The organism is Kaistia algarum (assembly GCF_026343945.1).
GTDB classification, from domain to species: Bacteria; Pseudomonadota; Alphaproteobacteria; order Rhizobiales; family Kaistiaceae; genus Kaistia; species Kaistia algarum.
Map to the genome: position 1 here is coordinate 2,203,717 of NZ_JAPKNJ010000001.1, position 24,070 is coordinate 2,227,786.

The 24,070-nt window shown below is 64.3% G+C and carries 15 protein-coding genes; 13 read left to right on the plus strand and 2 right to left on the minus strand.

The annotated features are described in order from the left end of the window. Window positions 1-83 precede the first annotated feature (83 nt). The 11 genes from OSH05_RS10685 to OSH05_RS10735 all read left to right on the plus strand — a co-directional run bounded on the left by OSH05_RS10685 (window position 84) and on the right by OSH05_RS10735 (window position 11,550). Complete coding sequence (locus OSH05_RS10685; protein WP_104220763.1) at window positions 84-1,163, plus strand: substrate-binding domain-containing protein; 1,080 nt, start codon at window positions 84-86, stop codon at window positions 1,161-1,163. A 74-nt stretch (window positions 1,164-1,237) separates the two neighbouring features. After that, the gene (locus tag OSH05_RS10690; RefSeq protein WP_104220762.1) at window positions 1,238-2,740 is read left to right on the plus strand and encodes a sugar ABC transporter ATP-binding protein; all 1,503 of its coding nucleotides are present in this window, start codon (window positions 1,238-1,240) and stop codon (window positions 2,738-2,740) included. A 17-nt stretch (window positions 2,741-2,757) separates the two neighbouring features. Continuing rightward, on the plus strand, window positions 2,758-3,702 hold the full coding sequence (locus OSH05_RS10695) for an ABC transporter permease (protein WP_104220815.1): 945 nt from the start codon (window positions 2,758-2,760) through the stop codon (window positions 3,700-3,702). 1 nt (window position 3,703) lies between these two features. After that, window positions 3,704-4,651, plus strand: a complete 948-nt coding sequence (locus OSH05_RS10700; RefSeq protein ID WP_104220761.1) for an ABC transporter permease — start codon at window positions 3,704-3,706, stop codon at window positions 4,649-4,651. Window positions 4,652-4,670: 19 nt separating this feature from the next. Beyond that, window positions 4,671-5,342 (plus strand): SGNH/GDSL hydrolase family protein, encoded by a 672-nt coding sequence (locus OSH05_RS10705; RefSeq protein WP_104220760.1) that lies wholly within the window; start codon window positions 4,671-4,673, stop codon window positions 5,340-5,342. A gap of 396 nt (window positions 5,343-5,738) precedes the next feature. After that, entirely contained in the window at window positions 5,739-7,202 is a 1,464-nt protein-coding gene (locus tag OSH05_RS10710) for an ABC transporter substrate-binding protein (protein ID WP_407660389.1), read from the plus strand. Between the two features lie 191 nt (window positions 7,203-7,393). Then, a complete protein-coding gene (locus tag OSH05_RS10715; protein ID WP_266352383.1) occupies window positions 7,394-8,341 on the plus strand; it encodes an ABC transporter permease in 948 nt (315 codons plus the stop codon). Next, window positions 8,338-9,186, plus strand: a complete 849-nt coding sequence (locus OSH05_RS10720; protein WP_207778810.1) for an ABC transporter permease — start codon at window positions 8,338-8,340, stop codon at window positions 9,184-9,186. Before OSH05_RS10715 ends, OSH05_RS10720 begins: the two co-directional genes overlap by 4 nt. Then, on the plus strand, window positions 9,183-9,989 hold the full coding sequence (locus OSH05_RS10725; protein ID WP_104220758.1) for an ATP-binding cassette domain-containing protein: 807 nt from the start codon (window positions 9,183-9,185) through the stop codon (window positions 9,987-9,989). The genes OSH05_RS10720 and OSH05_RS10725 overlap by 4 nt, the downstream gene beginning before the upstream one ends. Beyond that, window positions 9,986-10,759: an ATP-binding cassette domain-containing protein gene (locus tag OSH05_RS10730; protein WP_104220757.1), complete on the plus strand. Its 774-nt coding sequence runs from the start codon at window positions 9,986-9,988 to the stop codon at window positions 10,757-10,759. The genes OSH05_RS10725 and OSH05_RS10730 overlap by 4 nt, the downstream gene beginning before the upstream one ends. Continuing rightward, complete coding sequence (locus OSH05_RS10735; protein ID WP_104220756.1) at window positions 10,756-11,550, plus strand: DUF1684 domain-containing protein; 795 nt, start codon at window positions 10,756-10,758, stop codon at window positions 11,548-11,550. The genes OSH05_RS10730 and OSH05_RS10735 overlap by 4 nt, the downstream gene beginning before the upstream one ends. Before the next feature lie 131 nt (window positions 11,551-11,681). Here the strand turns inward: OSH05_RS10735 and OSH05_RS10740 are convergent, their stop codons facing one another. Next, window positions 11,682-19,169 (minus strand): hypothetical protein, encoded by a 7,488-nt coding sequence (locus OSH05_RS10740; protein ID WP_266352185.1) that lies wholly within the window; start codon window positions 19,167-19,169, stop codon window positions 11,682-11,684. A gap of 115 nt (window positions 19,170-19,284) precedes the next feature. Next, a complete protein-coding gene (locus OSH05_RS10745; protein WP_104221075.1) occupies window positions 19,285-21,771 on the minus strand; it encodes a glycosyltransferase family 2 protein in 2,487 nt (828 codons plus the stop codon). A 417-nt stretch (window positions 21,772-22,188) separates the two neighbouring features. Between OSH05_RS10745 and OSH05_RS10750 the strand changes: the two genes are divergently transcribed. Continuing rightward, a complete protein-coding gene (locus OSH05_RS10750; RefSeq protein WP_104221074.1) occupies window positions 22,189-23,292 on the plus strand; it encodes a tetratricopeptide repeat protein in 1,104 nt (367 codons plus the stop codon). Between the two features lie 240 nt (window positions 23,293-23,532). Continuing rightward, complete coding sequence (locus tag OSH05_RS10755) at window positions 23,533-24,066, plus strand: L,D-transpeptidase (RefSeq protein WP_104221073.1); 534 nt, start codon at window positions 23,533-23,535, stop codon at window positions 24,064-24,066. Window positions 24,067-24,070 lie beyond the last annotated feature (4 nt).

The window sequence follows — 24,070 nt, forward strand, 5'->3', positions numbered from 1 at the left end:
GCGTCCGGGTTTTGCCTTGATCCACCCGATATCGGCAATCTTTACAGATCGGCGTCTTTTGCGGCGCCGATAGGAGGAGAACTATGCTTGGAGCCTTGAGGAAGTACGGCGTCGGCGCCCTGTTCGCCACGACCGTGTTTGTGGGTGCCGCCGCCCAGGCGCAGGAAGTCCAGCTCATGGACGGCGTGACGCCCCGGCCCGGCGATGACCGGATGACCAGCGCCGACCAGTTCAAGAAGGACGGTCCCTGGAAGATCGGCATGAGCCATTTCGGCGTGAACGCCAACACCTGGACCGTCCAGATGGCGCACGAGGCGGAAGCCGCCGCCAAGAAGGACCCGCGGATCGGCCAGTTCCTGCTGCTCGACGCGAACATCAGCCAGGCAAAGCAGGTCGCCGACATCGAGGATCTGATCGCTCAGAAGGTCGACGCCATCATCGTCACGCCGCTGACGCCGACCTCGGCGGATGCCGGTATCGAGAAGGCGGTCGCCGCGGGCATTCCCGTCATCGTCCATACCGGCCTCACCGGCACCGACAAGTACACCGTCGACATCCAGGGCGGCGGCGAGCATTTCGGCAAGGTGATGGGCGACTTCCTGGTGAAGAAGCTTGGCGGCAAGGGCAACATCTGGGTTCTGCGCGGCCTTCCGGCTCATCCGGAAGATATTAACCGCTATAAGGGCCTGCTGGAATCGCTCAAGGGAACGGATATCAAGATCATCGCGGAAGACGCGGGCAAGTGGCAATACGACACGGGCAAGCAGGTCTGCGAGACCTTCTACCTCAATAATCCCGAGGTCGATGGCATCTGGTCTTCGGGCGCCGATATGACGCGCGCCTGCATGGATGTCTTCCAGCAATATGGCGCGAAGATTCCCCCGATCACCGGTGAAGGCAATAATGGCTTCTTCGGCAAGTGGATCGAGACCGGCATCGATTCGATCGCGCCCGAATATGGTCCGGAGCAGGGCGCTGCCGGCGTGCGCGCCGCGGTCGCTCTCCTCGAAGGCAAGCAGCTTCACAAGCGCTATACCTATGAGCCGGACGGCTGGGGTATCGACAAGGCCAAGAAATACTATCGTGCCGATCTCTCTGCCAATGTCTGGTTTCCGACCAGCCTGAGCGAGGAAGATCTGCAGAAGTACTACGGCAACAAGTAATCCTCGCCTGGTCCCGGAAAGGCAGCTTTGTGCCGCCTTTCCGGGATCGGAGGACACCGACAGCGGAGCGCGCGATGGCCGCAGTGCCTCTTGTCAGCATGATTTCGATCTCGAAGTCCTTCGGCAGCACGGCCGCGCTTCGCGACGTCTCGTTCGAGCTTCAGCCAGGGACCGTCCACGCGCTGATGGGCGAGAACGGCGCGGGAAAGTCGACGCTGATGAAGATACTCGCCGGGGTCCATCAACCCGATGTCGGCGAGATCCGAAGAAGCGATAAGCTCGTCCGCCTCAACTCGCCGCGCGAGGCGCTCGACGCGGGCGTGTCGACGGTGTTCCAGGAGCTATCGCTGCTTCCCAATCTCACCGTTGCCGAGAACATGTTCCTCGGCCGCGAGCCGCTGACGCCGTCGGGACGTGTCGACCGCGCCGTGATGGAGCGTGCCACCCGCGAAACGCTGAGGCAGCTCGACCTCGACCTTGATCCAGGCCGTCTGGTCGGGAACCTCTCCATAGCCGAGCGGCAATTCGTCGAGATCGCCCGCGGCATCACCGCGAAGGCCGACGTGATCGTTCTCGACGAGCCGACGGCCGCCCTCAACGCCGCCGACGTCGAGATACTGAATCGGCAGATCCGCACCCTGAAGAGCCAGGGCAAGGGCATCGTCTATATTTCGCACCGCATGGAAGAGATCTTCCGGGTCTGCGATGTGGTTTCCGTCCTCAAGGACGGCCGCAACGTTGCCACGGTACCGGTCGCCTCCGTGACGCCGCAGGGGCTGATTGCCATGATGGTCGGGCGCGATATTGCGGAGCTCTTCCCGCCAAGGGCTGAAACGATCGATCCGGCCGTCGTGCTGGCGCTGGACGGCGTGACACTGAAAGCAGGCTCGCAGCCCGTGAGCCTGAAGCTTCACAAGGGCGAAATCGCAGCCTTGGCCGGCCTGGAAGGGCAGGGCCAGCGCGAGCTGATCCGGTCGATCATCGGCCAGTATCAACCCGCGGCGGGGTCCATCGAGATCAAGGGCCAACGCATCGAGTTCCCCGTTGCGGCGGCTGCCGGCGTCCGCCGGTTGCAGTCGCTGGGCGTCGGCTTCGTTCCGGAGGACCGCAAGGACGAAGGTCTCTTCCTCGACCTCTCGCTGGCGCACAACATCGCCATCGGCCTCCATAGCCAGCGCACCGCGCTGAACATCGCCCGCACCTATCGCAGCGTGATCGAGGGCGTCATCCAGAGCATGGCGATCAAGATTTCGCGCCCGAGCGCTCCAGCGGGGTCGCTGTCCGGTGGCAATCAGCAGAAGGCTTTGCTCGGCCGCTATCTCGCCCTCGGATCCGAAATACTCCTCATCGAGGAGCCGACACGCGGCGTCGATATCGGAGCCAAGGCCGAGATGTACAAACTGCTTCGCGACTTCGCCAATCGCGGCGGCGCGGTACTCGTCCTGTCGCGCGAGACCATCGAACTCATTGGTCTTTGCGACCGGCTCTATGTCGTGCATGAGGCGACGATCGTCGCCGAAATGCCGGCCGCTGTCGCTACGGAACACGCGATTCTCGAAGCCGCCCTGCATCGCTAGACGACATGATGGGAAAGATGTTCACCCAGATCGGAAATGCGCTGTCGGCGAAGAATTCGCGGCAGGGTCTTTGGCTGCTGCCGCTCCTCGTCGGATTGGCCGCAAGCCTGGCGCTGTCGGTCACTGCCGATGATTTTGGCACCCCGCAGAACTTCCTGAACCTCACGGCGCAGGCTGCGCCCCTGCTGCTCGTTAGCATCGGACAGATGCTCGTCGTGCTGGTCCGGGGCTTGGATCTGTCAGTCGGGTCGGTCGTCAGCCTGTCGACGGCCATTCTGTCGCTGGATGCGCCGGCGGTGGTGACGATCCCCGCCGTCTTCGGCGCTGCGTTGCTGATTGGGTTAGTCAATGGCATCGCCGTGACGCGCCTGCGCGTTCATCCCATCATCGCGACGCTGTCCGTCATGGGCATCACCCAGGGCATCACGATGCTCGTCCGGCCCGTGGCGGGTGGAACGATCCCTCCGCTCGTCACGACGCTCGTGAGCGGCGAGTTTCTCGGCATCTACATGCCAGTGATCTGGGTCGTCGTCGCCATCCTGGTCGGCTGGAAGTTGCTCTACGGATCGCGGTTCGGCCTGCATCTATTCGCGATCGGCGGCGGCGATACCGCGCATGCCTTCGGCATACCGGTCCGCCGCAATACGCTGCTCGCTTATGTCGCCTGCTCGTGTTTCGCCGCGCTGGCCGGTGTCTTCCTGGCCGGTCGGATCACGTCCGGCGATCCGAATATCGGCGCGCAATATGCCGTGGATTCGATCACGGCGGTCGCCTTGGGCGGAACCCAGCTGGCCGGCGGCGTCGGCAGCCTGCAGGGCACCGTCGTCGGAACGGCCCTGCTGGCTCTGCTCGCCAACGGCATGAACCTCCTGAACGTCTCGGCCTTCGTCCAGACCGCGGTCAAGGGATTGATCCTGCTCGCGGTGATCTCGATCCAGCCGCGCAAGAACATCGGGCTTTGACATGAGCGTCCTGCGTCACCCCGTCCTGCGCGCCGCCACCCGCATTCCCCCGTCCTATGTCGTGTTCGCGGTTCTGCTGGCAACCCTCTGGGTTCTGAAGCCGGCGATGATGAACCCCAACATCCTCGCGACCTTCGCCCGGCAGGTCGTCCCGCTGGGGATCGTCGTACTGGGACAGCTACTGGTGATCTCTTCGCGGTCGATCGATCTATCGGCTGGCGGCGTGATCCTGCTGGTGAACTATCTGATCTCGTCGGGGCAGTTCAACGGCGTTCCGCCGCTGGTGCTTGTCGGGATCTGCCTTCTGGTGGGGCTTGGCGTCGGCCTGATCAACGGGCTTCTCATCGGCAAGCGGCGGGCCTCGGCCGTCATCGTCACGCTGGCGGTCAACATCGTCCTGATCGGGCTTGTCGAATATCTCGCCAACGGCAAGCCGCCGGGCGACGTGCCGGCCTTCTTCCGCAATATCTACAATGCCCGCCCCGGCGGAGTTCCCGCGCCGCTCATCTTCTGGGTCGGGCTGGCCATGGCTATGAGCCTGGTTCTGTCTCGGACGATATTCGGGCGCTTCGTGGCCTCCATCGGCAGCAATCCGGTGTCGGCGCATTTTTCCGGCGTGCCGGTCGAGCGGACCGTCGTCACCGCCCATGTCATCGCAGGCTTCATGTCGGCTCTGGCGGGTCTCGTCCAGACGTCCTCGATCGCCGTCGGCAGCGTCCGCTTCGGGCCTGAGCTCGTCATGAACTCGATTGCCGCGACGATCCTGGGTGGCGTCATCTTCGGGCGCGGCGCCGGCGTGTGGGGGCCGTTCTTCGGCGTGCTCTGCTTCGCGCTGCTCTTCGTCGTCATGACTTCTCTTGGCGTCCAGGAGCCGGGGAAGCTCGTGGTGCAGGGCTGCATCATCCTCCTAGCCGCCGTCTTTTACGGCGTCAGGACGAAATCAAACTGAAAACGGAGGTACCCTGCCCATGACGAACAAGCGAATTCTCTGTTTCGGCGACTCGCTGACCTGGGGATGGATGGCTGTGCCGGAGGGGGCTCCGACCACGCGCTTCCCCTATGAGCAGCGCTGGACCGGCGTGATGGCCGCGACGCTCGGGTCGGGATACGAGATCATCGAGGAGGGCCTCAGCGCTCGCACCACGTCGATCGACGACCCGATCGATCCGCGCCTGAACGGCTCGGCCTATCTGCCCACCGCGCTGGCCAGCCATCTCCCGCTCGACCTCGTCGTCATCATGCTCGGGACGAACGACACCAAGAGCTTCTATCGCCGCACGCCCTACGAGATCGCCCTCGGCATGTCCAAGCTGGTCGGCCAGGTGCTCACTTCCGGCGGCGGCGTCGGCACGGTCTATCCGGCTCCGCAGGTTCTGGTGGTCGCGCCGCCGCCGCTGGAGAATCTGCCGCATAGCTGGTTCCAGGGGATGTTCGAAGGCGGCCGCGAAAAGACGGTGGCGCTGGCCGAACAATATCGTTCGCTCGCTTCCTTCATGAAGGTCGATTTCTTCGACGCCGGCAGCTGCGTCACCACCGCGGGCGTCGATGGCATCCATTTCACGGCCGAGAACAATGCCGAACTTGGAACGGCGCTTGCCGCCAAGGTTGCGGATGTGCTGGGGCGGCGATTGGCTGCCTGACGACGGGGAGCGGCGTCGGCGCGCCGTCGCGCCCGCTATCCTCCTATTTCGGCCGGCATCCTGATCGCCATCCGCGACATTCCCGGATGCTGCATGGCCCGGAGCGCGGCAGGCCGAGGCCGCCGCGTCTTCTGATGGAGGGATCAGAACGGCCGCGCTGAGTGCTGCCCGTTTGCCAAGAGACCCGCGCGTAGAAAATTATTCCAACAGGGCGGTCGTCAGGTGGCAACGCATCCGGCGGCCCAAGTCCAATCCGCGTATATGATCGGGAGGCCATCAGTTTCGAGGGCGGGCGGCGTTCTGGATCCCGCAATGGGGCGCGAAACGGCCCTCCGCACGAACAACCAGGAGTTCCCGATGCGTCACATCAAGCCGCGCGATATTCGAAACGCGCTCATGGCGACTGCCCTTTTCACGTCGATGATGGCTCCTGCCGCTTTCGCGCAGGCGTTCGATCCCGACGCTACCATCCGCATCGGTTCGCTCTACGAGCCGCAGAACCTCGACAATACCGCCGGCGCCGGCCAGGGCATCAACGAGGCGTTCAACGGCAATGTCTATGAGGCGCTGTTCCAGCTGACCGATGCCGGCAGCGTCGTGCCCCAACTCGTCGACAGCTTCACCGCCAGCGACGACGGTCTTACCTACACCTTCAAGCTGAAGCCCGGCGTGACCTTCCATTCCGGCGATCCGCTCACTGCCGCCGACGTGAAATACTCGATCGAGCGCGTCACGGCCGAGGGATCGAAGAGTTCGCGCAAGAAGAGCCTGGCGACGATTGCCTCCATCGAGACACCGGACGACCAGACCGTCGTGATCAAGCTCTCGGCGCGCTCGATCTCGCTGCCGTATAATCTGAGCTATGTCTGGATCGTCAACGACAAGGCCGGCGACATCGCCGGCAAGGAAGACGGCACCGGCCCCTACAAGCTGGAGGAGTGGCGCCGCGGCTCGGCCCTGGCGCTCGATCGCTTCGCTTCCTATTGGGGCAAGGCGCCGACCAACGCCAAGGTCGTCTATACCTATTTCACCGATGCGACGGCGCTGAACAATGCGCTGCTGACAGAGGCGGTCGACCTCATCACCTCGGTTCAGAGCCCGGATTCGCTGGCGCAGTTCAAGGACAATCCGGCGTTCAAGGTGACCGAGGGCGCCTCGACCACCAAGGAGCTCCTCGCCTTCAACGACCGCGCCGCCCCCTTCGACAACGTTAAGGTTCGCAAGGCCGTCGCCCGTGCCATCGACGACAAGAAGCTGCTCGATTCCATCTGGGGCGGCTACGGCACGCTGATCGGCTCGATGGTACCGCCGACGGACCCCTGGTATGTCGATCTCACCGGCGTCGATGCCTATGATCCCGCCAGCGCCAAGGCGCTGCTGGCCGAGGCCGGTCTGCCGGACGGGTTCGAGTTCACGCTCGATACGCCGGACTATGATCCGCATCCGCTTGTCGCGCAGTTCCTGCAGTCGGAACTGGCCAAGGTCGGCATCAAGGTGAAGATCAACGTCATCACCGCCAATGAGTGGTACACCAAGATCTACCAGAAGCATGACTTCCAGGCGACGTTGCAGGAGCATGTCAACCATCGCGACATCGTGTTCTACGGCAATCCGGACTTCTACTGGGGCTACAACAATCCCGAGGTCGTGAAGCTGATCGCGGATTCGGAGCAGGCGGCGAGCGTCGAGGACCAGACGGCGAAGCTGCTGCAGGCGAACAAGATCATTGCCGAGGATGCCGCCAGCGACTGGCTCTATCTCTATCCCCAGATCGTGGTGTCGGCCGCGGGGGTCAGCGGCTATCCGGTGAACGGGCTTAACTCGCAGTTCTTCGCCTATGGGATCCAGAAGGCGAAATGATCTGGCGAGCCGGCGGCATCGGCCGCCGGCTTCCACACCCGCTCGGCGGGCTGAGTCTTGGCTGTATCGGAGTCTCAGCGGTATCGGAGACCTGGCCGTCCCGAAGCCTTGGCGGTAATGACCCGGCGCGCGTGGCACGATAAGATGGCCGCCGGTCGATCGACAAAGGGCATGCCGCCATTTTCACCTATCTGCTCCGCCGGCTGGCTGTCCTGATCCTGTCGCTTTTCATCGCGGCCATCGTGCTGTTCGTGCTCCTCCGCCTGTTGCCGGGCGATCCGGCGAATGCGCTGCTCGGCATTGGCGCTACCGACGCTCAGATCGAGGCGGCGCGGCAGCAGGTCGGCTCCGACCAGCCGCTGACCGTGCAGTTCGGGCATTTTCTTGGCAATCTGGCGCGGTTCGATCTGGGAACCTCGTTCGTCAGCAAGGCCAGCGTCGTCGAAGAGATCGGCAAACGGATGAGCGTCACGCTGCCGCTCACCGTTTTTGGCTTCCTGCTCGCCGTGCTCATCGCCGTCCCTCTTGGCATTGTCGCGGCGGTGAAGTCGGACCGCTGGTATGGCGCGACGATCTCGGTCGTCAGCCAGCTCGGCATTGCCATTCCCGCCTTCTGGCTCGGCATCCTGCTTGTTACCGTCTTCGCCATACGCTGGCGGCTGTTCCCGTCCGGCGGCTTCCCGCTGCGAGGCTGGGAAAATGTCGGCGAGGCCGCTGTGTCTCTGGCGCTGCCGGTGCTCACTGTCGCGCTCGTGATTGCCGCTTCGCTGCTGCGCTATGTGCGCTCGGCAACGCTGGACGTGCTCGGCAGCGATTATCTGCGAACCGCCCGGGCGCTTGGCGCGAGCTTTCCCGAGGCGTTGATTCGGCACGGCATCCGCAATGGCGCCGTGCCGGTGGTCTCGATCCTCGGCATCGAGTTGGCGACGACCTTTCTCGGGGCCGTGGTGGTCGAGAAGGTCTTCGCGCTGCCCGGCCTCGGCTCGATGCTGCTCCTCGCCATCCAGCAGCGCGACTATCCAAACGTGCAGGGCGTGCTGTTCGTCTCGACGCTCCTGGTGCTGCTGGTCGGCTTCGCCGCCGATCTGCTGCAGCGCCTGATCGACCCGCGCCTCCGCGGCAAGGGGAACGCGTCATGACGATGGCGGCCTCCCTCCCGTCCAGCCGGCGTAACCGTTCCTGGGTCCTATCGGCCGGACTGCTGCTGGTCGGTATCCATGTCGCGGTGGCGCTGCTGACGCTGGTCTGGACGCCCTATGATCCGACCGGCATGTCCGGCGGACGGCTGGAACCGCCATCGCTCGCCCATTGGGCCGGCACCGACCGCCTCGGCCGCGATCTGTTCACGCAGATCATGATCGGATCGCGCATCGCGCTTCTCGTCGGGACGGGCGCGGTCGTGATCGGCGGCCTGATCGGCGTGACGCTGGGATTGTTTGCCGCCTTCGCATCGCGCTGGCTCGAGGATGCGCTGGCCGCGACGCTCGATATCCTCATCGCTTTTCCGACCCTCTTGATCGCCATGCTGGTGGTCGCCGCCAGCGAGACCGCGACCCTTGGCTCGGCCATCCTGGCGCTCGGCATCGCGCTGTCGGCGATCGTCGCCCGGCTCACCCGCATCCTGGCCAAACGCGTCCTGATGATGGACTACATCACCGCCGCCCGCACCTCCGGCACGTCCTGGATCGGCATCGTCTTCAGGCACCTTCTGCCCAATATCCTGCCGACGCTGTCGGTCAATTTCGCGCTGCAATTCGGTCTCGCCGTCATCGCCGAGGCTTCGCTCTCCTATCTCGGCCTCGGGGCGCCGCCACCCAACGCCTCATGGGGTCGGCTGCTGCAGGAGGCGCAGGGCACGGTCTATACGGCGCCGATCGGTGCCGTGGCGCCGGGCATCGCGCTCGTATCGCTGGTGATCGGCATCAACCTGCTCGCCGACGGCCTTCGCGATCGGGTCGATCCGACCCGGAGGCGGGCGCGATGAGCCTGCTTGCGATTGAGGGGCTGACGCTGAGCGCCGGCGGTGCGGTCCTCGTCCGCGATCTGTCGCTCCACATCGAGCCCGGCGAGCGGGTGGGGCTGATCGGCGAATCCGGGTCCGGCAAGTCCTTGACGGCCATGGCCGCGACCGGGCTCCTGCCGCCCGACATCGACGTGCGGGGTTCGGTGCTGCTGGGCGGGCAGGAGGTGATCGGTACGCCGGACCGAGAGCTGGATCGCCTCCGCGGCAGCGTCGCCGCCTTCGTGTTCCAGGAGCCGCTGACCGCGCTCGATCCGCTGCTTCGGCTCGGCCGGCAGGTCGCCGAGCCGCTGCGCCGGACAGCGCGCCGCGAGGGGCGAGCGCTTTCCGGCATGGCGCTCGACCGGGCCGTCGTGCAGTTGCTCGAGCAGGTCGCCCTTCCGCAGCCGGAGCGTGTCGCGCGTTCCTATCCGCATGAGGTCTCGGGCGGGCAACGCCAGCGCGTCGCGATCGCCATGGCGCTCGCCTGCCGCCCGCGATTGCTGATCGCCGATGAGCCGACAACGGCGCTAGACGTCACCACCCAGGCCGAGATCCTGGCGCTGCTGGGCAACCTCGTGCGCGATCGCGATATGGCGCTGCTGTTCATCAGCCACGATCTTCCGGTTGTCGCCGCGGTGGTCGACCGCGTCGTTGTCCTGCGCCAGGGCGTCGCCGTCGAGACGGGGCCTGTGGGCCGGGTGTTCGATGCGCCCCAGCACGAATATACGCGCGCTCTGGTCGCGGCTGCGCGCGCCTTCGATGCGGCGCTGGATGGTGCGGCATGAGCCTCGTCAGCGTCGAGCATGTCAGCTTCTTCTACAGCCGCGATCGGCTGGTTCTGGACGATGTCTCGCTGAACATCCGGCCGGGCGCCAGCATCGGCCTGGTCGGGGAGTCCGGCTCCGGCAAGACGACCTTGCTCCGCCTGCTGCTCGGGCTGCTGCGCCCCTCGTCCGGCCGGATCCGGTTTGAGGAAGCGGCGCTCGATCCGGGCGACAGGGCCTTCATGCGCGGGTATCGCCGGCAGGTGCAGGCGGTGTTCCAGGACCCCTATTCATCGCTCGATCCGCGACAGACCGTGCTCGGCATTGTCGGCGAGCCGCTCCGATCGCTGGCCATTCCCGGAAATCGCCGGGAGCAGGTCGTGGCCGCGCTGGTCTCCGTCGGGCTCGATCCCGACATCCTCGCCCGCTATCCGCATGAATTCTCCGGCGGACAGCGGCAGCGCATCGCCATCGCGCGAGCAATCGTCGCCCGGCCGAAGCTATTGCTGGCCGATGAGGCGGTGAGCGCGCTCGACCTTTCGACCCGCATTCACATCGTCGAATTGCTGAAGCGACTTGCCGCCGATATGACGCTGGTCTTCGTGTCGCACGATCTCGGCGTCGTCGCGGCGCTCTGCGACGAGATCGTCGTTCTCGAACGGGGCCGGATCGTCGAGGCCGGCGCCACGGGCGCGATCCTCGCCGCGCCTCAACATCCCTACACCAGAACCTTGCTGGGAAGCGTGCCGCGCATGCCGGCCCCAGGGGCAGCCAAGGACGAAACCCGATGAGTGCCTCTCGCGATTATCTCGCCTCGCTCGATGCCTGGAAAGCGCAGCGTCTCGCCAATCTCAAGGCGGATAGCGGCTGGCTTAACATCATCGGCCGCTACTGGCTGGGTCCGGGCAGCGTGACGGTCGGCGCCGCTGCCGACAACGACATCGTGCTCACCACCGGGCCCGCACGGGTTGGTACCCTGACGCAGGACGAGGCCGGCCAGGTCAGCTTCACGCCGGCCAATGGCGGCGACGCCCTGAGGCTGGCGCTCGACAAGAAGAACCCGCCCAAATTCCAGATCGGCCGCCTTCTGCTCGAGGTTACGACGCTCAACGGCGAGAACGCGCTGCGCGTGCGAGACACCCAGTCCAAGGCTCCTGGAGCCTTTCCGGGCATCGATTCCTTCGGCGTAAAGCCTGAATGGCGGATCGTCGCCGATTGGGTGCCCTATGATCAGCCGCGCGGCGTCACCGTGAACACGACCAAGGACATCGCCACCGATGTCGAGGTGTCGCACAAGGCAGTCTTCACGCTGGACGGGACGCGTTACGAACTTCTCGCGACGCATGGGACGCCGGAGGCGCCGCAATTCGTCATCCGCGATCTGACTTCGCGAGATACGACCTACCCCGCTTCCCGCTTCCTCTATGGCGAAGACGTCACGGCCGACACGATCGTTCTCGACTTCAACAAGGCGATCAACCCGCCCTGTGCCTTTACCGACCACGCGGTCTGCCCGCTGCCGCCACCCGAGAACATATTGCCGATCCGTATCGAGGCCGGCGAAAAGCGTCTCGCCAGGTAGCAGGGCGACCGCGGGGCTACCGCGCCTATGACATCCTCCTGCCGCGACGAGGCAGGACGGATCCCCAAAACAAGGGCGCCCGGTCCTTAGCAACGGACCGGGCGCCCTTGGCTTTTGTGAGAGCTCGGCAGTCAGAAGTCGATGGCGAACTTCGCGCCGATCGTCTGGGCGCTCGTCGTCTGGCCGAACGCGCCTTGGTAGTTGAGGCGGATCGACATGCCATTGCCCGGCAGCAGATCGGCGCCCGCGTTCACCTTCCACAGGACCTGGTCGAGCGCCGTGGTGACGGTGAACGGGTCGGTCATGCTGTCGGCCGCGAATGAGCCGACCAGCTTCATCTCGTCGCTCGAATAGACCGTCACGCCGCCGCGAACATAGGGACGCAGCATGAATTCGTTCGGCAGGATGACCTGCCCGCCGAATTCGAGGGCCGGCGTGGCGCTGAACACGGTCTGGTTCGAGCCGTCGACGCTGATCGCAGTGACGCCACCCGTTTCCGAGAACGAGTCCTGATGCGTATAGACCGCATCGACATCGATCTGCGGCTTCGCATAGACGGAGCCGTTCTGCAGCGTATAGGCGGCGCGCAGCCGCGCATCGAGGACACCGAGATTGGAGGTGCCGATCAGATAGTCATTGATATTGCCGAAGGCGACCGTCCGGTTGGCGTCATAGGCGCCATAGCTTCCCGACAGCGCGGCGGCGAGCAGCAGCGGCCCGGGAACATATTTGACGACCGCGCCGCCGTTGAAGGCATTGACGCTGCTGTAGCCGTTCTGGTCGTCGCGGATATTGCCCGAGGTCGCGCCGAGGGCGAAGCCGACGCGCCATTCGGGCGCCACGGCGAACTGGGCACCGCCAGCGAAGTTCCAGGTGTCGCTGTCATAGCCGACGCTGCTTGCCGAGCTGTCCTGCTTCAGATTGCGATAATCGCCGCGCAGCCAGGCGCACTGCCCCTCGGCCCCGAAGAAATTGGCGCCATCCTCGACGCGGCAGCTCATGAGATTGTCGGAGAAATCCGAAATCCCGAGAACGGCCGCCTGCTCATTGGAGAGATAGATGTTCGGCGACATCTGGTTCACCGCCGCGTTGACGGCGCTGAGGGAGTTCATCTGCACGAGATTGAGCGCGATCGAATAGAGCGCGCTGTTGGTGTTGACGCTGCGCGTCAGGTAATTGCCGATCTGGATACCGTTGCCCGTGACACCGGCCGGCGCGAAGTCGAAGCCGTCGATGACGAGCGTAGCCGTTTCGGAACTGGTGCCGTAGTCGATGTAGCTGAGCACGACCGGGTTGGAGTAGGAGAGACTCTTTTCCGAAATGCCGTCGCCAGTCGTCAGGAAGGTGTAGCGCTGCGGGCCGCCCTTGAAGCTCTCGAAATTGACGCCGAGCGCGCCGGCGAGACTGGCAGAACCGCTGATATTGACGACGTCGGAGGCATTGTTCGCCATGTCGAGGTCGACCAGCAGCGTTCCCAGCGCGGTATTGACGAAGGAGCCGGTGAAGGCGGTGGTCGCAACCCTGCCCGTGCCGCCGATGGAGACCGTGCCGTTGTTGGTCAGCGTCCCGGTGGAGCCGAGATCGACCGAAGTGCCCATGTTGAACGTCGCGCCGCTCGCATTGTCGAACGCGTTGTTCCAGTTGGTCAGGTCGATATTGCCGGTGATCGTCCCGTAATTGTTGATCGTCGTCGTGGTGTAGATGTCGTCGACATTGGTGGCCTCGACGGCGAGGCCGTTGATGCCGGCAGCGTTCTGGATGGTGCCGTAGTTGGTCAGCGTGTTGGCGGCGCCGATATTGAAGGCGACGCCAGCGCCATCCGTGCCGCCCTGGACGGTCCCGCCATTGACCGCGACGTTCAGATTGCCGTAGCCGCCGACATGAATGCCGTCCACGGCGCCCGAGATGGCGCCATTCGTGGTGACGTTGACGGCAGCCTGAGAGGACGTCGCGTGGATGGCGTCGCCCGTCGCCGCGGTGATATTGCCGGTCTGGCTGACGGTGACCGCCTGGTCGTCGCTTTCATTGCTGGCATCGATGCCGTCTGTCGCGGCGGTGATGTTGCCGCTATTGACGACGCTGACGGCCGCGCGGATCGCCGAAGCGCTGATGCCGCTGCCGAACGTCGAGCTGATATTGCCGGTCTGCGCGATGGACACGGCGTTGGTGTCGCCCAGGCTGCTGGCATCGATGCCGTCCAGATCGGCGAAGATGTCGCCCGTATTGGTGACGCTGACGCCCCCGGTGACGGATGACGCGGCGATGCCGGTTCCCCAATAGGCGTTGATCGTGCCGTTGCCATGGGTGACTGTCACATTGCCATCGCCCAGATTGCTGGCGTTGATGCCGTCAAACTGCGCGGCGATGGCCCCGAGGCTCGACACCTGGACGATTCCGGAAGCCGATGCGGCGACGATGCCCGATCCCGAATAGGAGGTGATTGAGCCACCCTCCTGCGTGACGCTGACCGCGCCGCCTTCCTGGCTTGTCGCCGTGATGGCGTTCAGCTTGGCCAGCAGCGCGCCGTTGGCGCCGACCGTGACATCGCCGCTTGCCGAGGTGGCGACGATGCCGGCCCCGTCATAGGAAGTGATGGCGCCGGTCGTGGATACCTGGACGGCGGCGCCGCTCTCGTTGCTGGCGTCGATGGCGTCGAGCTTGGCGGTAATGCCGCCATTGGCCGTCACGCTGACCGCGCCGTTCGGCGAGTAGGCGTCGATGCCGGTTCCCGTATCGGCGAGCAGGAGTCCGGTCTGCGAGACGCTGACCGCGCCTGAGCCGGCATTATGCGCATAGATGCCCGAGGCGCCTTCGACATTGCCGGTCGAATTGATCGTCACGGCACCGTCGATAGCGGTGGCGTAAAGCGCCGTGCCGTTCCAGGCAGTGACGTCGCCCGACTGCGCGATCGTCGTGCTGGTACCTGCACCGAGGGAGAAGGTGTAGATGCCGTCTTGCTGGGCGACAATCGAGCCGACATTGGTGACGCTGACGTTCCCCAGAGCGCCCGCCACGATGCCGAGGGCGCTCCATGAATTGATGTCACCCGAACGATCGATCGTGACAGCCGCATCCGTTCCGGCACTTGCGGCATAGACGGCGGTGCCTTCCGACGAAACCGAACCCGAGCCGGTTACCGTGACCGCGCCGGTCGACGAACTCGCGAAAATGCCATTTCCGGTGGAGGAGGCGATGTTGCCGGTCTGGTTCACCGAAGCGGCGGCGCTTTCGGCAAAGGCATAGACGGCCGTATCCTGCGCGACGACATCGCCGGTGCTGGAGATGGTGACGGTGCCGTTCGGCGAGCGGGCATAGATGCCGTAGCCGCCGGCATTGATCGAGCCGGTCTGGTTCACACTGACCGCACTCGACGAGCTGTTGACGGCGTAGATGCCGTCCTGCTTTGCCGTGATCGTGCCGGCATTGGTGACGCTGACGGCGCCAAGCGCCGACGTCGCGACAATGCCGCTGCCGCTCAAGGATTGGATGTTCCCCGAGCGGTTGACGGTGGCGTCGGTGTTGGTGCCGGTGGTCGAGACATAGACGCTCGTCTCTTCCGACAAGATCGTGCCCGACCCGGTGACGCTCGCCGTTCCCGACGGCGCCGAGACATAGATGCCATTGCCGGAATAGGAGATGATGTCGCCGGTCTGGTTGACCGAGGCGGCTGCGCTGTCCGAGACGGCGTAGACGCCGGTGCCGCCCGATTCGATGCTTCCCGTTCCGCTCACGCTCACCGTGCCATTGGGTGAATGAGCAAAGATGCCGTAGCCGTTCACGGCGCGGATCGAGCCGGACTGATTGACCGTCACGGCATTCGACGAGGCGTTCTCCGCATCGATGCCGATCTCCAGCGCATCGATCGCACCGACATTGGTGACGCTGACGGCGCCGAGCGTCGCCTTTGCAATGATCCCGACGCTGCCGCGGGATGTAATGTCGCCGCTGCGATCGATCGTGACGTCGGTGTTCGCGCCCGTGCTGGAGGCATAGATGCCGGCCTCCTGCGAATCGATCGAACCGGAGCCGGTCACCGAAACGGTGCCGGCCGGCGCGGTCGCATAGATGCCATAGCCATTGACCGAAACGATGTCGCCGGTCTGGTGGACCGAGACACCCGAGCCGTTCGTCGTAGCGAGGACGGCCGTGTCCGTCGCCGTGACGTTTCCGGTGGCGGCGATGGTGACGACGCCATTCGTCGAATGGGCATAGATGCCGTAATTGCCGGCATCGATCGAACCGGACTGATCGACCGTGACCGCGGCGGAGGACGAATTGCCCGCGTCGATGCCATTCTCGGCCGCGACGATGGCGCCGACATGGGTCACGCTGATCGCGCCGAGAGAGGCGGTGGCGACGATGCCGCTGCCGGTCTGCGAAGCAATGTCGCCCGTCTGGTTGACCGTGGCCGCGCCCATGCTGGACGCATAGATGCCGGTATCATATGAGGCGATCGAACCGGACCCGGTGACTGTGACGGTGCTGGCCGGCGCTCTGGCATAGATGCCGTAACCCTCAGCCGAGACAAGATCTCCGGTCTGGTTGACGTTCACCGTGCTGCTATTGGCGAGGGCGTAGACGGCCGTATCCTGCGCGAGGATATTGCCGGTTCCGGTCACACTGACCGCGCCGCTCGGCGAATGAGCATAGATGCCGTAGCCGCCGGCGAGGATCGTGCCGGTCTGGTCGACGGTGACGGCGCTGGCCGAGGTGTTCTCGGCAAGGATGCCGTCCTCGGCCGCAACGATGTTTCCATTGTTGGTGACGCTGACGGCGCCGAGGCTGGAGCTTGCGACGATGCCGCTGCCCGTCTCCGAATAGATATTGCCGGAGCGGTTGATGGTCGCCGTGCCGCTGCTGGCGGCGTAGATGCTCGTCTCCAGCGAAGCGATCGCTCCCGAGCCCGTCACGGTTACCGTGCTGGCCGGCGCGCTGGCATAGATGCCGTAGCCGCCGACCGAGACGAGGTCGCCGGTCTGGTTGACGTTCACCGTGCTGCTATTGGCGAGGGCGTAGACGGCCGTGTCCTGCGCGAGGACATTGCCGGTTCCGGTCACATTGACCGCGCCGCTCGGCGAATGCGCATAGATGCCATAGCCGCCGGCGATCGTGGTGCCGGACTGGTCGACGGTGACGGCGCTGGCCGAGGTGTTCTCGGCATGAATGCCGTCCTCGGCCGCGACGATGATCCCGTCATTGGTGACGCTGACGGCGCCGGTCGCTGAACTGGCGACGATGCCGCTGCCGCTTGCGGAATAGATATTGCCCGAGCGATCGATGGTCGCCGTTCCCATGCTGGACGCATAGATGCCGGTTTCCTGCGAGGCGATCGCTCCCGAGCCCGTCACGGTCACCGTGCTGGCCGGCGCGGTCGCGTAGATGCCGTAGCCGCTTGTCGAGACGAGGTCGCCGGTCTGGTGGACGGAAACGGAGCTGCTCTCGGCGAGGGCATAGACGGCTGTGTCTCCAGACATAACATTGCCGGTTCCGGTCACGTTGACCGTGCCGCTCGGCGAATGGGCATAGATGCCATATCCGCCGGCGATTGTGGTGCCGGTCTGGTCGACGGTGACGGCGCTGGCCGAGGTGTTCTCGGCATGGATGCCGTCGTCGGCGGCGATGATGTTCCCGACATTGGTGACGTTCGTGGCGCCGAGGTCGGAGCTGGCGATGATGCCGCTGCCGGTTTCCGAATAGATATTGCCCGAGCGGTTGACAGTCGCTGTGCCGCTGCTGGCGGCATAGACACCTGTCTCCTGCGAGGCGATAGAGCCGGATCCCGTCACGGTGACGGTGCTGAACGGCGAACTCGCATAGATGCCATTGCCGCCGAGCGATACGATGTCGCCGGTCTGGTTGACGGAGGTTGCCCCACCATCGGCCAAAGCATAGACGCCAGTATCGGCCGACAAGATGTCGCCAGTACCGAGCACGCTGACGGAGCCATTCGTCGAATAAGCGTGGATGCCGTAGCCCCCGGCATAGATCGCTCCGGACTGATCTACCGTCACCGACCGGTCGGAGGTGTTCTCGGCATAAATGCCGTCTCCGGCGGCGGTGATCGTGCCGCTGTTGGTCACGCTGACGACGCCGCGCGACGTCAAAGCGACAATGCCGCTGCCACTCTCGGAATAGATGTCGCCGGAGCGGTTGACGGTGGCGGGTGTGTAGTCGCCCGTGCTGGAAACATAGACGCCGGTCTTCTCGGAGACGATCGTGCCCGAGCCCGTAACGCTTGCGGCGCCGTCGGGCGCATAGACATAGATGCCGTTGCCGGTTTCCGACACGATGTTGCCGGTCTGGTTGACCGTGGCGCTGCTGCTGTTTGCCAGCGCGTAGACGCCGGTGTCGTAGGCCTGGATGTCTCCGGTGCTGACCACATTGACCGTGCCGTTCGAGGCGCGAGCATAGATGCCCATACCGCCGGACGATTCGATCAAGCCCGTCTGGTCGACGGCGACGCCGCTGGTGGAGGTGCTTTCCGCATAGATGCCGGTATCGGTCGAGCGGATGGTGCCGTCATTCACGACGGAGACGGCGCCGTTCGCGGCGGTCGCGAAAATGCCCTGGCCGCCGGAGGCCGTGATGTCGCCCGTGTGCGAGACCGAGACGAGACTGCCGTCGCTCGAGGTCGCGTAAATGCCCGTCAGCGCGGCGGTGATGTCGCCGTCGACCGTGACCGACACATTGCCCGTCGACCCACTGCTGCCCGAGGACGCGGCGTAGACGCCGTTCGCCGAAATCGAGGTGATGTCGCCCGTGTGGTCGACGGTGACGTCGCCCGAGCCATGGCTCTCGAGATGGATCGCATTGAGATCGGCAACGACATTGCCGCTGCTGGTTTCGGAGAGGTTGCCCTGGCCCCAGAGATAGATGGCGTGGGCGTCCTGCGAGGTGATGTCGCCCTGCTGGACAAGCGAGACGTCGCCGCTCTCATGGCTGACGAGGCCGATGCCGTCGGACTGGGTGTCGATGTCGCCGATGATGAGGGCGGAAATGCCGCCATTCGTGTCGGCATTGATGCCGGCGCCGCCCGTCGAGGTGATATCGCCGAACTGGCTGATGTCGATGGTGCCACCGCTGGTGCCGTGCAGGCGGATGGCGTCGAGCCCCGCGCTGACATCGCCGACATTCAGGACCGAGATGTTGCCGCCGGTCTCGACGTTGATGGCACTGCCATCCCTCGAGGTGATGTCGCCGAAATTGTTGATGTCGATCGCACCGAAACCATAGCTCTTGGCCTCGATGCCGTCCGCGCCGAGCCCGCTCACGTCGATCGCATGGTTGCCCAGGAAGCTGTTGACGGTGATGGCACCGTTCGACAGGAAGCTGATGCCGTCAATACCGAGGGCGGGAGCGATGTTCGTTCCTACGAAGCCGACATTCAGCGTGTCGCGCGGATCGGTGGCGACAATGCCTGAGGATACATTCCCGCCGCAGTAGACCGTCGTCCCGAAGGTGACGCAGGCGGCCGAGGCTTCGCCACTCGGCACCAGCATGGCTGTGCTGAGGGCGGCGCCGCAGAGCAACGCCTGACGCCAGCCTCGTCCGGTTCGGAAAGAACCCAGCCCATGATTTGGCCGGCGATGGATCGCGCTCAGTTGGAAACCTGACTTCATGACTGCGCCCCCCGGCAACCCATCGCGGCGGATGCTGTATCCGCCCGCGGCGCCCCATCTTTGCTGCATTTCATCCGGTCCAGACGGACCGAAAACTCATCTCGCATGGCCATCGTCATTTCGGCTGGACCTCGCCGGACACCATCATGGATGGCGCTGAATTCCTGTCGGCAAAGGCCGGCGAAAGCAGCGCCGGGCTCAGCGAAACCATCGAGGCTTGCGGCGTTATCGTCTCGCGCATGCCGGGGCGGTCGCCAGCGAAGAGCGTCGGGTACGACGCCTCGCTACTTTGTGGCTGGGTCCCGATGTCGATCGCCGAGGCTCGCGAGGCGAGCACCGGGAATGCGACGCGCGCGGGCGTGAAGTTCTCAGGTTCGGAGCGGCTCATCGCATCGAGACCCACGAGCCGCGCGCCGCGCGCGGAAGCGACATCCGTCGCGGCGCCGGTGGCGCCAAAGTGCTGCGGTGTCAGGATCAGGATGGCGGAAACGAGCGCCAATCCGGCAAGACGGCCGCGCCCGCCCGAGAATGGCGTGAAGGTGGCCGTCTGAAGTCGCTCCATCGCATCGACGAGGCGCGTGCGCATGCTGAGCTGGAGATCGGCAAAGCCGTTGCGGAACCCGACGAAGCGATGCAGGCCGTAGAAATAGAGCGAGACATTGGCCGCAGGAATGATCGTGCCGAGATATTCGCGCGCCACCAGCCCCTGCACGACATAGACGGACATCAGAGCCAGCATGAAGCCGTTGAACAGGAAGGCGTAGGGGGGCACGAACGTTCGGTTCGCCACCTTGGGCGTGCGTGAGAAGCTTCCCTTGCGTCCCGTCGCCACCTGGCGAATCGAGGCCGCGATGCCGGCGAAGCTGACCGGCAGAAGCATGAGGTTGAGCGAGCAGACGGCGAAGAGATCGCGGGCGCGATAACCGAGCTTCTTCAAATCGGTCCCGTAGAGAAGGAAATACGGGATCATCACGAAAGGCGTCCAGATCAGCGCCTGTCCGTCCTTGCTCGCCCACACCATCAGCGTAAAGACGGCGGCGTTGCCGATCAGTGGCGACAGAAGATAGTGCGAGCGCAATATGAGTTCCGGCAGGCGCCGCAACCGGCCGCGCGACCCCAGATATTGCCGCAGCAGCATCGGAAAGATGATGAGGCCGCCATTGCTCCAGCGCTTGCGCTGGATGGCGAGGGCGCCGAAATCGCCGGGCGTCGCGCTATAGGCCATCGGCGCGAAGAAATTATGCACCGACCAGCCGGCGTTGAGCAGGTCGATCGTCGAGCCCGTGTCCTCGATGACGGTCTCATCCTGGATGAAGACCGGGCAGGTCTTGTCGCCCTCGACCTGCTCGCGGCGGATGTCCTGGAGCGCCGTGAAGCGGATCAGGGCATTGGCGCCGACCCAGTAGGATGCGTTGAAGAAGGTCGCGCCTTGGTGGACGAGATATTGGATATCCGTCGTCGCGCCGGCGATCCGTTCGACGGTTTCGCGGCTGTTGGGAAAGGCCAGATAGGGGGTCTGGGCGACGCCGCGGCGAGGATGGCTCTCTAACAGATGCGCGAGCTGCAAAATGTAATCGCCGAGTATGACGCTGTCGGCATCGAGCGTCAGCACGTAGGTCGACTCGGGGATATTCAGGGTATTGGCCGAAGCCGCGCACGGCTCGATGCCGCGGCCGCGGCCCGTCCCACTCACTGCGTAGGAACCGCCCATCAGGCCGATATAGGCGTTGAGGTTCATCGCCTTGTTGGGCGCATGCGAGAGATTGTCGAAGGATTTGCGCTGGAAGCTGGTGATGTCGTCGCAGAACAGCGAGGCGAGCTTCGCATATTCCCGGTCGATATCGTCGAGCGTCAGTGATCGCTTGGCCACCGCTGCCGCCTCACCGTCATAGCGGCGGGCGAGGTCGCGCACGATCCGCTCGATGAAGAAGCGGTCGACATGGGCGAATTCTGGGGAGATCTCGGCTTCGAAAAAGCGAGCACGGCCCTCAAGCCAATCCGCGGCGCGCCCGTAATTTAGCGATAGCCGCTCCGCCTCGTAGCGAAGCGAGATCGAGCCCATCTCGCGCCGAAGGTTCCAGGCATCCTGCTCGGTGCGGAACGCGGAAATCGGGCCGGCCAGCATCTTGCGCACTTCGGCGACGGCGGCGAGCGTGCCGGCGAGCGAGGCGCGATCCGATGGCGGGTCGTCGACGAGAAGGACGATACGGCGATTGGAATAGCGCGTGATCGCGGCCGAGAGCATCGTCATGACGATGACGCGGCGCTCTTCGCGATAGGACGGAATCAGGATTGTGACCGCCGGCGCGTCGGAATCGAGGAGATAGTCGACCTCCTCATCGGAGAAGAAGCGATGGCGGGCTGCCCGACTGGCAGCGCCATATCGGCTGATCTGATAGGAGGTGCAGCAGTAGAAGAGACCGATCAGCAGCCCGTAATAAAGGACGCGGTCGATGGTCTGCATCTCGACATTGCGGTGCAGATGCAGTCCCAGCGCGCCGAAGCAGACGACGGAAATCGCCAGCAGGACAAGTACCCTGACGGTTTCCGTTGGGAACAGCCACCGCAATGGGTGCGGCGCTTCGGGCGTAGATGAATTCATGGATGGAGCACCGGAAGAAACGCCCAAGGGCGGTTCCGCAACTCAGCGCTTCAGCAGGCAGGGCAGCCCGCCGAACCGTGTGAGATTGGAAATCACGAATAGACGGCCGCGCCGCTAGGGCGCGCGCGTTCTCGAGCGGCAAAGGATCAGCCAGTCGACCGATCGCGCATCGCAATGCAACGCTGCTCTGGCGCAAGGCGCGATAGCTGCGCCCCCATCATCCTGAAAACCCACGATTCAACCCCCGACCCCGCCCCGAAAGTTACAGACCCGCGCGGAACGCGACGGAATCAACGTCCGGCCGATGGTCCGCAACGAACTGTAACTTCTGTGCTTTTACAGCGCCGACGATAGGCGCCGCGGGATCGCTCCGCAACGCCGGCCGAGCGGCGAACCGGGATAGGGCCAGATTTCGCCATGCCCATCCTCGCGCTGGCTGGGGCAGTGTGGCCTTTCCGTCACGATCGCAGGTCGCGAATCCTGGCAGCTGGAAATTCAACGGGGCGAATGGCCCTCGTCGAGCTCGAACCCGCTATGAGGGAGAGCCGCGCAAGGGTGGGAAATGAGGGGAGTCGGCGCATGATCGCGCACAAAGCTGGTTCGTTCGATGTTCGCAGGATCGCGCTCGCCGCGGCGGTTCTGGCTGGATCCTGCGGGTTTGCCGCCGCCGGTCCCAACGAGGCCGGCGACCGGGCGCTGGCGGCCGGCGACTGCTTTCATGCGGTGGCCTATTACCGCATGGCCGCTGACAGGAACGACGGCTGGGGCCAGCTGAACATGGGAAAGCTTTATGAGGCCGGCACATGCGTCAAGCAAAACTATAAAGAGGCGGCCAAATGGTACAAATGGTCGGCTCAGAAGAATAATAGCTGGGCGCAATATAGTCTCGGACTGCTCTATGAATCTGGCAATGGAGTTCAGAAGGACGATAAGAAGGCGGCGGAACTGTTCGGAAAGTCGGCGGCGCAGGACAATCCCTGGGGCGTCTACAGTCTGGCCCGCGTGCTCGAAACGGGACAGGGCATAACGGCTGACCCAGCGCAAAGCCTGAAGGATTTCGAGAAGGCGGCCAAGCTCGGAAATGCCTGGGCGCAATACACCCTGGGCGACAAATATTTCGAGGGCAAGGGTGTCGCGAAAGACCTGAAGAAGGCGGCGGGATTCTACCAGGCGGCGGCCGACCAGGGCAACGCCTGGAGCCAGTTCAAACTTGCTCAAATGTATCTTTCCGGGCGGGGCGTGAAGCAAAGCAACAAGACGGCTGCGGCCTTGCTGAAGAAATCCGCGGATCAGGGAAATGTCCTGGCTCAAGCCGGCTATGCATCGCTTCTGGAGAGCGGCAAGGGAGTGAGCGCGAACCGGAAAGAGGCAATGCGATATTACCGACTGGCCGCCGCGCAGCCCGGCGCCCCGGCCTTTGTCGAGGCGCGGATCAAGGCGCTTGGCAGTGCCGGCACGAAGCCGTCAACGGACGCGGCGAAGCCCGCTGTCACCGCCGCTGGCCCGGCGAAGGCCCAATAGGCTCAGACGAGGCATCCTGCCGCCGGGGGGCAGCAGGATGCCTGTCGACCGAGGTCGCGGGCCGTGCTCGGCGACGGTTGGCCTTGATGGCTAGCGCCGCCGCTTGGGCGCCGCGCTCGCCGCTGGAAGAATCGGTGAGCCCACGATCAATCCGATGGTGGATTTGTGCATTCGATCTGTCGATCGTGCTAGTCTGTCCCAGCGAGCATTTTTCACATGTAATCCAGTCAGGAATTCGCAATGTATGAGCGCATTTGCGCACAATTTTACATTGTATTGTCTTTGTCTTTTGCCTTCTTATTCTGGCCGTTTCTGGCTGTTTCCCCGGCCATCGCAGGCGAGGTCGTCGTCTTCGATGATCACGGGATATCAAGGGGCACGATCATTGTGCGAACGAAGGAACGGCGGCTCTATTTCGTGCTGGGGGCAGGCCAGGCTGTACGCTATCCGGTTGGGGTTGGACGCGCCGGGCGGCAATGGGCCGGTGAATCGGTCATCAGCGGCAAATATCTCCGCCCCAACTGGGCACCGCCCGATGCGATCCGTAAACTGCGGCCCAATCTGCCGGAGCTGATCGAGGCGGGCTCTCCAGCCAACCCGATGGGTGCTGCCGCGATGACGCTTTCCGGCGGGGAATATGCCATCCATGGCACCAATTCACCGAAGTCGATCGGTGGATTCGTGTCCTTCGGCTGCATCCGCATGTATAACGAAGACATAACCGACCTGTTCGATCGCGTTGATGTCGGAACGCCCGTAATCGTCACACGCTGACTCG